Source organism: Mucilaginibacter sp., assembly GCF_025362475.1.
Lineage (GTDB): Bacteria > Bacteroidota > Bacteroidia > Sphingobacteriales > Sphingobacteriaceae > Mucilaginibacter.
Window position 1 is genome coordinate 134,492 of record NZ_JANYGH010000058.1, and the last position, 14,409, is coordinate 148,900.

Consider the following 14,409-nt stretch of genomic DNA (forward strand, 5'->3'; position numbering starts at 1 on the left):
ATGATAGACTGAATTATTGAGTTACTGAAAGTGTATATTCACCTAAATTGTATTTTTTCACAAGCTGATTTCACCCTTTTTTATGGCATAAAATAAGGTTGAAATGAGTATTAGGCAATCAATAATTAGCAGCCCCTTACTTTCATCAATCATATTTTTAACCCCGGCATTTTGTTTCCGCCGAGCTAACTGCAAAGGATATCTTTTACAAATAATCCCGACTGCTGATTAATGACAGATCAGCGGCCGGGACTAATTTTGTTATATTTTAATATTTAAGTACAATGTACCCGGTTTTACGTTTGGTTTCGGCACCATCCTTATACTCCAGCGAGTAATAGTAAGTACCTGGTTTTTGCAGTGACCCACTTTTGTTGGAGTGCCCATCAAACAGGTTGCCATTGCTGCCATAACCTTTTACATCATATACCAACGCGCCGGCTGCATTCATGATAGACAGGTGATTGTCGGCGTATTTCTCTATGCCTTCAATGTTCAGGTAATCATTCAATCCGTCGCCATTTGGTGATACGGCCTGGTGAACTATGATATCATAGGAATTGGTGATGTTATTTGATTTTTTGGCTATACCCGCACTATTATCATCATAAAGCGTGTGCAAAGCCAGCGTAAGTGGTGCATTGGATGACGTAACCTTGTTTATAACTACAGTGTATGTTCTTGTAGTTACTCCATCTTCGGCTGTTACTACAGTTGTAACAGTTGTTGCACCGGCATCAATTGTTACGGGTATTGCAACCCCCGCGTTTGCTGCTGTACCATTAACTGTAACAGTTGCATTGCTATCACTCAATGTTACTGTTTGCTGGATACTTGTAACTCCGGAATCTATCGATGTTGTGTAATCGTCTGTGGTGCCCACCCTGGTCAATACAGCACCGCTGACAGCTATCAAGGTAAGGGCTGCATCTGATGATTTCTTCTTAGTCACCGTTACGGTGTATGTACGGGTGGCAATCCCATCTTCGGCGGTTACTACAGTATTAATATCCGTGGCACCTGTGGCGTTAAGCGCCACTGTTGTAGCTGCCCCTGACGTTGCCGCTATATTATTTACCGTAAAAGTGGCGTGACTCTCACTCAGCGTTGCTCGCTGTTGTATACTGGTTACAGAAGAGCTTACAGATGTTGTGTAATGATCTGTCGTGCCCACCCGGGTCAATACAGCACCGCTGACTGCTATCAAGGTAAGGGCTGCATCTGATGATTTCTTCTTAGTCACCGTTACGGTGTATGTACGGGTGGCAATCCCATCTTCGGCAGTTACTACATTATTAATATCCGTGGTACCTGTGGCGTTAAGCGCCACTGTTGTAGCTGTCCCTGATGTTGCCGCTATATTATTCACTGTAAAAGTGGCATGACTCTCGCTCAACGTTGCACTCTGTTGTATACTGGTTACAGAAGAACTTACAGATGTTGTGTAATGATCTGTGGTGCCCACCCGGGTCAATACAGCGCCGCTGACTGCTATCAAGGTAAGGGCTGCATCTGATGATTTCTTCTTACTCACGGTTACGGTGTATGTACGGGTGGCAATCCCATCTTCGGCAGTTACTGCAATAGCAATATTATTTGCACCTGCATTTATCGGGATATCAATTGTTCCGGTTACGCCATCAGGTGCGGTGCCATTTACTAACACTGTAGCGTTGGGCTCATTTGAAAAGGCCGAAAGTGTTATACTGCTTACACTGCTACCTACAACAGCAGTATAGCTGGTTGTACCTGCGGTAAATACCGGGCTAATCGTTGTGGCATTTATGCCGAGGCTGGCTAATGTAGCATCGGCAGATGCAGCAGCCCTGTTAACCGTTAAAGTATAAGTTTTGGTTGTGCTGCCATCTTCGGCGGTTACTACAACGGGGATAGCATTGCTACCCTGGTTTAAAGCCACACTTAAACCAGACCCGGAAACAACGGCCAGCCCCCTTACCGTAATTACGGCATTTGCATTGGTAGTGGCCGGAGTTACAGTAATTGAACCTGTTGCATAATTTACGTTGGCGGTGTAGGTATCTGTACTGCTGCTAAACACCGGGCTAAGGGTGCCGGTACTAAGGTTAAGGCCTGCAAGAGTTGCATCGGCAGATGGAACTGTCCTGGTTATAGTTACTGTATATGTTTTGGTAGTACTGCCATCCTGTGAGGTTATGTTTGTGGTTACTGTGTTTGCACCCGCATTTAACGGTATTAATACTGATGGCGTACCGGCATTGATGGTGGTTGTGTTACCTGCGTTGGTCACAGTAATGGTAGCGTTGGCTTCGGCCGTTGCCGGGGTAAAGTTCACAGACGAAACATTACCCGCAACTGTAGCCGTATAATTTACGGTGTTTCGGGAAAACGCGGGCGAAATAGCTCCGCTGCTCAAAACAATATTACCAAGGTAAGCCTGGTTTACAGACGGGCGAAGCACATTTAAAGCATAAGTTGTAAAATTCACGCCATCGGGTGCTGTTACCCTGACAGGGATGCGTTGGTTGCCTTCAAACAACGCACTGTTGGTGTACGAAGGAGTTGAAGCATCAATGGTTTGTCCGCCTGCTGTTACTGTTACCCCTGCTGCCGAAGCCACCGGCGTAACAGTAATAGCGTTGTCGCTGTTGGCTACCACTACTGTATAACTTGTTGTGCCCGGTGAAAAAGCGGGTGCAAGTACGCCTTTATCTACCGTTAACGAACTGAGCGTAACATCGGTAAACGGCAGCCTTATAGCATGTACGGTATAATATTGTGTATTAGAATTATCTGCTGCGGTAATACCTACAGTAAATACGTTATCACCTACGGCAAGTGGCAAGCTACCAGATGCACCACCAGATATAGCATATCCATTTACCGTAATAACCGTACCGCCTGGATCAGACGCGTTGGGGATAAGACTGATTGCCGTTACATTGTTAGGAATAGTAGCAGTAAGGTTATTATTGGTCTGGTTAATGATAGCCGAATACTGTGCATTACCTGAAAGTATAACATTGATCAAACCTGCATTTGATGAATATGCCCGATTGATGGTAATATTATAGGTATTGTTACCGCCACCGAATGAGAGCACATTTACGGGTATAACGTTGACGCCCCCCTGTAAGGCTACAAATCTTGATGCTCCTACATTCACGAGCGCTCCGCCCACCCTTACTTCGGCATGGCTATCCTGTGCCACGGGCGCAATTACAATACCGGTTACATTGGGATCGCTAATGACCATCGTATAATCATTCGTTGCCGGATCAAATACAGGGATTAGCGGTGTTATTGTCCCATTGATGTTCATCGTTAAGCTTTGCAGCAAATTATTTGTCGAGAAATTCCTGGTTACATTTACGGTGTATGTTTTTTGAGTTGTTCCATCGCCGGCAGTAACCACGATCACCATAGGTTCAACTGCCGAAAAGTATTGGAGCGTGATGGCATTGCCGTTAGCAGTATTTAAAGCCGCCCCGTTAATGGTTATCGTCGAGCCATCGTTTGTAGCAATTGGCTTTAGGATGAAGGCCGTTACATCGCCGGTTACCGTAGTGTTATAGGTATAAGTACCACTGTCGAAAGGCACATCCAATCCCGAATTGGTGGTAATTATCCCCAGACCGGCAAGTGTAGCGTCTGTTGATGCGACACGCTGTACATTTACGTTATACGTGTTTGACGCACCATTTTGAGCAACTACAGTTATTGGTACAGCGTTATCGCCCACTGCAAGCGGAGTGGTTAAAGCTATGCCCGAAGGTGCGGAATACCCATTTATTGATGCCAATGCAGTAACGTCATAAGCAGGTGTGATATCGATAGAGGTGGTTGCATTGCTTACCTGAACGGTATAGTTATTGACGCCGCTGCCGAAAGCCGGACTAAGTGAACCTGTACTTACTGCCAGGCTGCTTAGCAAGTTATTTGACGAGAAGGCGCGGTTAATAACGAGGCCATAATAATTTTGCGTTGTGCCATCTTGCGCGGTGATCACTACATTGTAGGTGTTATCGCCTAAGCTGAGCGGAAGAGTTACCGGCGTGCCCGAGTTAAATGGTGTACCATTGACCGTTAATGTGGCATTTGATTCGTGCACTATTGCTGTAAGATCAAAGCTGGTAAGTGTATTGCCCACACTTGTCCTATATACATTGTAAATATCAGGTGATGGGAGTGTGCCAGTACTGATGCTAAAGCTGTTTAATGTTGCATCTGATGACGGCAAACGGGTTACCGTAATATTATAAGGATTTGTGGTGGTACCATCCTGCGCGGTTACATTTACCGGGATAATGTTGGGGCCAACGTTTAAAGAGATGGCGCCCGATGACGCGCCGGATGTTACCTGGTTACCATTAACCGTTACTCCCGCGTTAACATCTGATAAGGTTGGTGTTAACGTTAAAGAAGTAACACCTGTTGCAACCGTTGCAGTATAATTATTAGTGCCTGATGCAAACGAAGGAGATAAACTACCCTGGCTGATAGATAAGCTGCTCAGGTTACCATTGGTTGATAAGAATATTGAAAATGCCGAAGCATTTGAAGCATCCTGCGCAATGTTATAATTAGCCGAGCTTAATCCCGAGCCGTTGATGGCATACGTGCCGACCGGCGTACTTAATGTTACCGCTGTGCTAAAGCTAAGCGTACCTGTAGTAGCTGATGCCTGGGTATCGCCGTTTAAAAAGCCCGTTATGGTACCTGTTACTGATGGGTTTGCCGTATTAAATGCGCGACTTGCCGGGGTGGCAACATAGCTTAAGGTATTTTTGGCGATGGTTAAGGCCGTATTGTTGGCAGCAGCGGCAATTAAATTATAGTTGGCTGCCGTTACTCCGCTTAATGTTATGGGGTAACCGCCAACACTGCTGGTTGTGGTAGCTGTGGTATTATAAACCGGCGTACCTGCCAGGGCAGTAGCGGCGGTTTCATTGTTGACATAGCCGGTTATGGCACCGCTTAGCGAAGGATTTGCCTCACCGTAATGCTTGGAGGCGGCCTGCGCCGTAAACGTTAAATTAGCCTTGGTTATGGTAAATATAGTGGTGTTGGAGGCTGCAGGCGTAAAAGTGTAGTTGAGCGCATCCAATCCATTAACCGTTACAGGGTAACTGCCTATGGGGCTACTTTCAGTAGCTGTAGTGGCATAGGCAAATGAAAAGGCAACCTGGTCAATAGTCTGGCCGTTGGCTAAACCCGTAAATACTACGTTAAACAATGGGTTTGCAGCTCCATATACCTTGGTTGCGGGCTGTGCCGTATAAGTGATAACGATCTTATTAAGCGTTAAGGCCGTACTATTTGCCGTGGCCTGTACAAAACTATAATTGGCTGCGCTTAGGCCGCTCCCGGTTATCGGGTACTTGATCACTTTTGTATTGTCGGTGGTTACCGGACTGGTGGCATTAGCGGTTGAGGTAAAAACCATCGTACCTGTTGTGGCCGTTGCCTTGCTATCACCGTTTACAAAACCGCTTACCGAACCCGTAAAAGTTGGATTGGCTGCGCCGTAATCGCGCGATGCGGCATCGGCAGTATAGGTTAATACTGCTTTATTAACCGTTAATTGCTGGCTTACATTTGTTGCTGCCAAATAAGTAGTATTACCCGCCTGCGATGCAGTGATATTTACAGTACCCACGCCTACAATGTGTACAAGGCCGGCGCTGGTTACTGTAGCAACATTGGCATTATCGCTGGTGTAGGATACGGGCAGCGTACTGGCCGCTACCGCGCCTAAAGTAAAATCTGCTGCCCCGTAAGTAACTGCCGGAATACTATTAAAGGTGATGGCTTGGGGCGTTTTATCCTTGGTAATAGTGGTAGTATATATTTTGGTGGTGATGCCATCCTGCGCTGTTACCACGGTTGTGATGATATTACTACCCGGATTTAAACTGAGCGCCCCTGATGCAGAACCCGAGGCCACAGTTGTGTTGTTAACTTTTACGGTAGCATTGGCCTGTGCTATTACAGGAGTAAGGGTTATTGATGTTACGTTATAGGTTACATTTGCCGTGTACGCATTTGTAATGCCCGAGAATACCGGACTTAATGTGCCTGAACTTAGTGCCAAACTCGTAAGATAGGCATTATTGGACAACGTTGTAAAGCTTTTTACATCTCCATATGACGTACCGGCCGCACTGGTTGCGTAAGCTCTGGCATAGTACAAGGTAACAGGACTAAGCCCGTTTAGCCCTCCCGAAAATGAACCTGTACCTGACCCTATAGCCTGTTTCTGATCTGTACCAATAACCGGTAGTGTATTTGTACTGCTATACACTATCCCTGTTTCTGTAACTGCAATATCACTGTAGGTTACGCTACCTCCCATGGTTACGGTAGTCGAGGATATATTGCTTACCGTTGCGGTTGAAAGCCTTGCAAGATCTGGTGCCCACAAGCCCGTTACTATAGCCGGAAATGCCGGAATTCTTGATCCATCCAACAGCGTGCTTACTGCCCCTGTTGTAAGATCGACGCTATTTATACTGCGGGTGGTTATACTGCCACCCGGATTGCCATCGGCATAGTAGATTTTATTATGACCAAAGTCCGCGGCCATACAATAGCTGGGCTGGGCAGATACTTTAGATTTAACGGTTGTTTGTCCTGTACCGTCCGGGTGAACTTTAAATAACGCGTCGTTATCCCCTAATGCCGCAGTATTCTCCGATGTCAGCATATAAATATAATCCGTTACGGGGTCATACGCGCAGTCAACACCCACCAAAGGTCCAGATGCCGCAACAGTAGGTATAGTACGGGTTACCGAGTTGTCTGCCAGGTTAATTACAACCAAACTATGGTCGGCAAAAAGGTTTTCGTATACAAATGCTCGGTTGTTTTTTGGATCAAGCGCCAGGAATGTTGGATTTTTACAAAAACCAGATACTAACGATGTTGAACCAGTGCCATCCGGCTTTACGCGCCAAAGGGCATCATTAGTGCCCGCGACGCTGGTTGTTGCATCCTGCGTTACATAGTAAATATAGTCATTTACCGGATCGTATCTTATCGACTGAATCCTCACAGGAATTGTTAGCGTAATAAATTTTATAATTGCGCCTGTTGTTAAATTCACAACCTTTATACCTATACCGTTTGGTGGCGTTGTAGTATAAGCTTCATAAATAAAAGCCCTGTTATGTTGCAGGTCCACCTGTAACAGTATAGGCGAAGGCGTAAAATTAGACGCAAAGTCTGTTTTATTGCCTCCCTGATAGTCTAAACTATGGATTCCGTCATCTGCTGACTGAGCGGTACCTTTACCATCATTTGTTACATAATATACTTGCGCATTACTATTAAACCCAGCAAGCAACATCGCCCCAAACAGCAATAAAGCCATCAATGTGTGCAGATTAACTTTAAACAGGTTAATTAAAAGAGGTAAAAGTTTTTTCATTTTTGAGGTTTAGGGAACTTGTCTGTTGAATATCGGCTTGATATTATATTTTAATTTTAAGGTATTATCCTTAAGTTGTTAAAGCATAATTCAAACCTGCTGCTTGCTATGTTCGTAATTTGACATTACTTGGTATAGCGTTGCCCCTGCCTTATTTATGGTTAAATAAGGCAGGGGTAACACTTTATTTTTTACCCTTGCAAATTGTATATCAGCATTGGGTAGCGTTAATGATTATGGTCTTGATGGATATATGCCTTCAAGGGCAATAATGAAGTTTATGGCCAAAACAGGTTGAACTAAATTTACCGCGGTTGCACCACCAACGGTTGATACCGAACCTGGATTTAAAGTAACATCAGGTGCAACATCTGAATAAAGGTTTTTACTTTCGCCAGAAACTGAATCAATAAGGGCTGATGGGTAAAAATTGGTAGGTAAAACCTGGTTTGCACCGGTTGAATTGGCCTTAATAAGGTGTGTGTGTGCTGGCATCTGATCTGTTGAAAGTACAACAGATTCTTTACCGATTGCCTGGCCCAGGTTGTACGCTGATAAATCTTTACCCTGCCCTTGTTGAATTGGTGCACGGCCACGCAAATCAGGCAAGGCAAAATTCGACATGCCATCACCGCCATAATAAGTCTGGATTATTGAAAACAATGCCTGCCATTGGCTAATTTGTAATAAACTTCCGTCGCAAAGCGCCCATCCACGTGGGGCAAAATCGCCCGCAAACATTTTGATCTCACCAATGTAAGGTTCCATAGTTAATAAAGTTTAGGTTTTAGTTAATAAGTTAAATATTTGATTTAAAATTGGTTAATTCGTCGGTAAATATATATTAATATGTGTAATATAAAATTTATTCGCTGCCGGTATTTTATAATTTAAAGCTATAAACACCAGTCTAATTATCAACACTTTATAAAAGCAATCGTCTGGTTAATTTTATTACCAATTAAGAATACTACCGCCCTTGTAAAGCATTTTTTTTACCAAAAACATAGTATTTAACAATACGTTTTAATATGTAAAAAAAATGCTACTGTGATTTTATTTGCTTTTGTATTACATTTCAAATCTCTGCTTTAATTAAAAGGCAGCACAGGGTATAATCAGCTTTTTTAAAAGTGTTTTTAAGGGTAAAAAAAGGCTTAATATAGATGTTGTGTTTCTACACATAATTGAGCACTTTCGGTAAACTCAAATAACAACATCATGATCAAAAAGATTACCCTAATTTCCCTGGCTTTTGCCACAATTGGTTTTAGCTCGTGCCAGCAAAAGCAGCAAGCCGATGTCAGCACTAATAAAATCGGCATTAACATTGATACGTTAAGCCTTCAAACGGCGCTGAGGTACGTAAAAAACTATAAAAAAAATGCCGGCACGGTTGATTCAGCCTTCTCTGATGCGCAAGCCGTGGAGAGGACCTATAAAGGATCAAACACCAGGTGCATTTGGTTTAGTGTTGATAGGCTACAGGCTCTTGTTGATTCTATAAAAAAGGAGAAGGGCGATGGCATTCGTTTTTACCTGGCTACTTACGACAAATCTTACTCCGAAGATTTTAAGGGCGGCCATAAACCTGAGAAACAATACTGGGGTTATAATACACTGGTAATGGTATCAACAAAACCAGACAGTACTACAGGCACTCTAATCCACCAGGATTACTATGGCAAAAAATCACAGGCGGGCCAAAATGGTGGCCAGCAAGGTTTTATTGTTGGCTCCACCCCCGAAAATCGCGGCGAACAATGCCCGCCACCGGCTACCTGTAAAGGTGCAACCCTATTGCTATTAGGCAACTAAATCAATTAAAACAAATGATGTTCATCACCATAAATACCGGGTGTGAATTTATATGCTTCCTGGCTGCTCTTATCTTTTTATTAAAAGATAAGAGTACAGCCTGGAAGCTGTTTATCCCATACCTGCTGCTAACCTGCCTTGTTGAAATGACCGGCGTATACTTGCGTAAAATAGCACATGTGCCTAACTACGCCCTGTACAATGCTTTTTTATTGTTTGAATGCGGCGTTACAGGCTACGCGTTTTACAGTTTATACAGGCCATTTAAAAATACCGGTAAATGGCTTATTGCCTGGTATATTATTTTCACCGCCATATACGTGGCAGAGCTGGTTATGAATCATTTTAAAACATTTGTATCCATAACCGCTACCGTAATGTCGGTTGTATTTGTACTGGCAAGCCTGTATTACTACTACCTTAAACTGATGGACGAAAACTTTGAGCGGCTTGCATTTTCAGCACCGTTCTGGTGGGTAAGCGGCGCGTTATTTTTTTACTTCGGCAGTACAACCTGTAACATATTTTTCGATTATCTTTCCAGCTTAAAACCTATCAATAACCAGCTTTCCATACGGTACTATATTTTTATTTTACTAAACATAACACTATACTCTTTTTGGTCATACGCTTTTTTATGCAGATATCTTCGCAGGAAATCATCTTCCTGATAGGGCTTACATCCCTAATTTTTTTGATCGCCCCGCTTTTCCTCATTATCTATGTAGTTTCCTACAATCGCAAAAAAAAGAAACATCATGAGGAAAAGTTGCTGCTGCAAAAAACATTTGAAAATGAACTGCTTAAAACCCAGATAGAAGTACAGGAGCAAACCCTTAAAACCATCGCCTACGATTTGCACGATAACATCGGGCAGTTGTTGAGTATCACAACTATCACTTTAAGTTCTATCGATTTGGACAATAAAGACAAAACGGCTCAGAAACTGGCTTTTGTTGAAGACCTCACAATCCGATCCATCAAAGAAGTAAAAGCCTTATCGCGCCTGCTGCACGGCGAAGAACTGGTAAACCGCGGATTGGCAGCAGCTATTGAATTTGAACTGGAATGGCTACAACGATCAGACAAATTTAAAATCAATTTTGATAAGCGAAATTTCAACACATTTAATGCCGATAGCGGAAAAGAAACCATCCTGTTCCGGCTGTTCCAGGAGATTATAAATAACATTATCCAGCATGCCAAAGCAACCGAAATATTTATAACTTTAGAGCAGATTGAAAATTCATTTAAGTTAACAATCCGCGATAACGGGAAAGGTTTTAATGTAGAAGAAACACTAAAACGCAAAAACGGGATGGGCCTGCACAACATCACCAAACGGGCGGCCATGATAAATGGCACAGCCTCCATCAACTCGGTAGCCGGAAGCGGATCTGAAATTATTGTAACCATACCCTACTAAATATTAATGTACGCTGATAAAATAGATATAGCCATTGTTGATGACCACACCCTTTTTCGCCAGGGCCTGGTAAGTTTGCTTACCGATTCGGGCAAAGTTAACGTGATCTTTGACGCCGAGAACGGCCAGGATATGATCAAAAAACTACCACGCCAACCCCTGCCCGAAGTGATCCTGATGGATATTACCATGCCACAGATGGATGGCTATGAAAGTACCAAATGGATTAAGGAAAACCACCCTCATATAAAAGTACTGGCTTTAAGCATGTTTGAAGAAGACAAACCCATCATAGGGATGCTTAAAAGCGGTGCCGGCGGCTACATGCTTAAACAATCAAGATCATCCGATCTGCTTGATGCCATTACCAGTATTGCTAAACAATCCTATTACATTAATGACTTGGTAAGCGGCAAGCTATTACGCAACATTCAGGACAATCAGGCTATAAAAACACAGCAGGTAGAAGTAAACACAAACGAGCTGAGGTTTTTAGAGCTATGCTGCAGCGATCTTACCTACAAACAAATTGCCGATATGATGAACCTGAGTCCTCATACTATCGATAATTATCGCGAAGCCTTGTTTCAAAAATTTGGAACAAAATCAAGAACAGGATTAGTGATAGCGGCTTTGAAGCAGGATTTAATAAAGATATAGGGGAACCGTTATATCTTTACCAACCAGTCATGCCGAACTTGTTTCGTCACCCCACGGGACAGGTGGACTTCATGCTGTAAACCTTGCATGTGGGTTGCCGAAACAAGCATGACTTTATTCTCCTGAAAAGGCTGCCCCCCTACTCAATAAAACTTCCGTCCCCTCTTCTCTTCATCCTTTGTCCATGGCGCATGGGCGTACCGGTCCATTTTTGAAGGTTCAGCTTGGCGCTAAACATAAAGTATCGGCTTTGCGCATTGCTGAGCGTGTTAGTTACCGAGTTTTCGTTAGTAACCTGGCTAACAAAATTATTTTGCTTCAAAATATCAAATACCTGGAAAGTGAGCGTTAGGTTTCTACGTTTAAAAAACTGCTGTTCAATATAAGCGTTAATTACCAGCGGGTTACGGGTTAGGTTTTTAGACACGCCTTCAACAAAATTTTTGCTCGCGCTGTATCCAAAATTAGCTGTGCGACCTTCGAGAAAATAAAATTTACCGTCAATAGCAAGGGCAGTTGTGCTGATATTGGTATTTACCGAATTTGGCAGCGTGAAGAAGGATTTTGCAACATCATATGATACATAAGGGTTAACTTCTATTGATTCGTTTGGATTGATCTGTGGACCAAAACGTTCATTAAAATGCCAGGTGGTTGTATAGTTTTGAAAGCCCTCACTCATGGATACACCATGGCCATAATTGATAGTTCCGTTGAGCGAAAGGTTATACTTACGATCATCCAGTTGTTTTGATATATTGTAGTTGCCACCAATAGCATAGCTGCCGTTTAAATTGATGTAGTGCGTTTCGTTTTTTTTTGAGTCGAGAGCATCGGGTATTAGCACGGTATTGGTAACTATTTGGTTTTTAATAAAACTTACATTGCCATTTGCCGATACATTGAACTTTGAATCAACAATATAATTATTGTATTGCAGATTGATAGAATTCCTGAATGATGGTTTCAGATTGGGGTTACCTACAACCGGGTTTTGCGGGTTAGATTCATCGCGCACCGGCTGAATCTGGTTAAATGTTGGTTCCTGCGGACTGCCCGAATAGTTAACAGAAAATCGCTCCTGTTTTGACCATACGTACTGGAAACGCGCTATCGGGATTAAATTGAAGTTATTACGGTGAGTACTTACAATACCATCGCTAATTTTTGTCCCATCCAACACGGTAGGCACAGCCGTAACACCTAATGAAACATTATATTTTTTTTGGTTTAAGCGGTAATTGAGCGCTATGCGTGTTTCTGTAAATGAGTATTTAAAAACATTGCTCAATGAATCCACCAGTGGCCGGTTTCCTAAGGAATCTATGTTATAAGTGTATGCCTTATTATCGTAGCTGCGTGCATTTAGCTGAGCATTAAACTCCAGCTGTGATACATCGCTCAATGGTTCAACAAAAGTAAAACTGGTTCTGAAATTATTACTCAGGTTAGTACGACTGATGTAACGATGCACTAATGAATCTTTTAGCATGGTACTTGTTGAACCCTGGTAATAAATAATATTATTATCCTGATTATTAGCCGTTTCATTATTTGATCGGTTATAACTCACCTGCAGGGAAAGATTACGTTTGGGCTTTTTAAACAAATGCTGATAAAACACGATACCACCGTATGCAGGTACTGTATTATTACTGCCGGTTAATCCCGAAATATCCTGGTGAATTAACCCCGTTTTAAAATTTTGGGAAACATTTGAGGAACTTGAACCCGAGTAACTAAAATTTGGCGTAATTTTTAAATAGTTGGCACTATCAATATTATACTCCAGCTCCAGGTTAACGTTATGGGTTTTATTATTGTTTTGCGCGTTGTTATTCCTGATAAAATTGGTTGTACCCAGTTTGCTGAACTGTTGCCCATCGCTATGATTTATGGAATTTACATCTCTAAAATTATAGTTATAGCTGGTATTGATCTGGATTTTTTTGGTAAGATAACTGCGGTAACTGACATTAGGCCCGCCTGTTTTTGTAGTACCACCACTCCCACCGCCTCCGCTCCCCGAAACGCCGTTCACTGTATTTACAAAACTGCCTATCACGCCTATCTGCTCATTGCCATTCAAGCGCTGAAAAAAAAGGCGGTTATCATAACGTTCATCACTGCCAGCACCAGCATTTAAGCGACCAACATTCCCTACAGATCTATCGGGCCTGGTGGTAATGTTGAGCACTTTTTGAGGGTCGCCATCTTTAATGCCCGTACGGGCAGCCTGGTCGCCGTAATCATCAATGATCTGTATTTTTTCCACAATGTCGGCAGGCAGGTTTTTAATGGCCTGCGCCACGTCGCCGCCTATATAATCTTTGCCATTCAGTCTGGCTTTTACAACAGCCTGCCCCTGGTGTGTTACCGTACCGTCTTTGGCAACTTCAACACCTTCCATTTTTTTTATCAGTTCATCAACAGTGGCATTTGGGCGCAGTTTATAGTCGCTGGCACGATATTCCACTGTGTCTGTTTTATAGGAAATGCTCGGGCCACCATTCACAACCACCTCCCCAAGCATATGTGATTGCTGTTTTAAAACAAAAGGATCAAGCGATATGCTGCGCGATTCATCATTATTCAGCATCTTCCTGATAACAGGTTGATAACCAATACTGGTAACCGTTATCACAAACGTAGCCGATTTAACTTTCCTGAATGCAAACTTACCGGTTGGGCCGGTACTGGTAACCGCGCTATCTGTAGCCGATACCAGTTTTACAGTTGCACCTTCCATCTTTTTATCAGCGGTATCCTTAACAACCCCTATAACTTCCCTGAAAGGTAATGGACCTTTTTGCTCCTTTGATCTCCGTTGCTGAAAATTATCATTATTGCCATTATTACCGTTGTTTCCATTCCCGCCTCCCCGGCGGCCCTGGGCATAGGTTATACTGACAAATACAATCATCAATAACAGAAGTAAAGGTTTTTTCATAGTAAGGCAGCTATTGCAATTGTTTAGGCAGTCTTGGTTCTACAGCTATCAGTTTTAGCCAAAAGATGAATAAATAACCTTTTGACTGTATACTAACTACTTTAGACTGTATGCTTGACAGTAATTAAACTAATGGGCTAAAATACA

7 protein-coding genes are annotated in these 14,409 nt (G+C 42.8%); 4 read left to right on the forward strand and 3 right to left on the reverse strand.

From position 1 onward, the window contains the following. Positions 1 to 268 precede the first annotated feature (268 nt). Together Q0R88_RS19290 and Q0R88_RS19295 are read right to left on the reverse strand one after the other, a co-directional pair. Entirely contained in the window at positions 269 to 7,408 is a 7,140-nt protein-coding gene (locus Q0R88_RS19290; protein ID WP_295719297.1) for a cadherin-like beta sandwich domain-containing protein, read from the reverse strand. Positions 7,409 to 7,642: 234 nt separating this feature from the next. After that, on the reverse strand, positions 7,643 to 8,176 hold the full coding sequence (locus Q0R88_RS19295) for a tail fiber protein (protein ID WP_295719299.1): 534 nt from the start codon (positions 8,174 to 8,176) through the stop codon (positions 7,643 to 7,645). 453 nt (positions 8,177 to 8,629) lie between these two features. Here Q0R88_RS19295 and Q0R88_RS19300 point away from each other — a divergent pair, with 453 nt between their 5' ends. From Q0R88_RS19300 to Q0R88_RS19315, 4 genes are read left to right on the forward strand one after another with little or no spacing between them, the layout of a single operon-like run. Beyond that, entirely contained in the window at positions 8,630 to 9,226 is a 597-nt protein-coding gene (locus Q0R88_RS19300) for a hypothetical protein (protein ID WP_295719301.1), read from the forward strand. 14 nt (positions 9,227 to 9,240) lie between these two features. Next, positions 9,241 to 9,897: a hypothetical protein gene (locus Q0R88_RS19305; RefSeq protein ID WP_295719303.1), complete on the forward strand. Its 657-nt coding sequence runs from the start codon at positions 9,241 to 9,243 to the stop codon at positions 9,895 to 9,897. Beyond that, the gene (locus Q0R88_RS19310) at positions 9,864 to 10,652 is read left to right on the forward strand and encodes an ATP-binding protein (protein ID WP_295719306.1); all 789 of its coding nucleotides are present in this window, start codon (positions 9,864 to 9,866) and stop codon (positions 10,650 to 10,652) included. Before Q0R88_RS19305 ends, Q0R88_RS19310 begins: the two co-directional genes overlap by 34 nt. 6 nt (positions 10,653 to 10,658) lie before the next feature. Beyond that, complete coding sequence (locus Q0R88_RS19315; protein WP_295719308.1) at positions 10,659 to 11,312, forward strand: response regulator transcription factor; 654 nt, start codon at positions 10,659 to 10,661, stop codon at positions 11,310 to 11,312. A 139-nt stretch (positions 11,313 to 11,451) separates the two neighbouring features. Here the strand turns inward: Q0R88_RS19315 and Q0R88_RS19320 are convergent, their stop codons facing one another. Further along, positions 11,452 to 14,262, reverse strand: coding sequence for an outer membrane beta-barrel family protein (locus tag Q0R88_RS19320; RefSeq protein ID WP_295719311.1), 2,811 nt, complete (start codon positions 14,260 to 14,262; stop codon positions 11,452 to 11,454). Positions 14,263 to 14,409 lie beyond the last annotated feature (147 nt).

Coding starts and splice junctions, on each gene's coding strand:
- Q0R88_RS19310 (WP_295719306.1), top strand. CDS start 9,864: ATGCAGATATCTTCGCAGGAAATCATCTTCCTGATAGGGCTTACATCC.
- Q0R88_RS19305 (WP_295719303.1), top strand. CDS start 9,241: ATGATGTTCATCACCATAAATACCGGGTGTGAATTTATATGCTTCCTG.
- Q0R88_RS19290 (WP_295719297.1), bottom strand. CDS start 7,408: ATGAAAAAACTTTTACCTCTTTTAATTAACCTGTTTAAAGTTAATCTG.
- Q0R88_RS19300 (WP_295719301.1), top strand. CDS start 8,630: ATGATCAAAAAGATTACCCTAATTTCCCTGGCTTTTGCCACAATTGGT.
- Q0R88_RS19320 (WP_295719311.1), bottom strand. CDS start 14,262: ATGAAAAAACCTTTACTTCTGTTATTGATGATTGTATTTGTCAGTATA.
- Q0R88_RS19315 (WP_295719308.1), top strand. CDS start 10,659: ATGTACGCTGATAAAATAGATATAGCCATTGTTGATGACCACACCCTT.
- Q0R88_RS19295 (WP_295719299.1), bottom strand. CDS start 8,176: ATGGAACCTTACATTGGTGAGATCAAAATGTTTGCGGGCGATTTTGCC.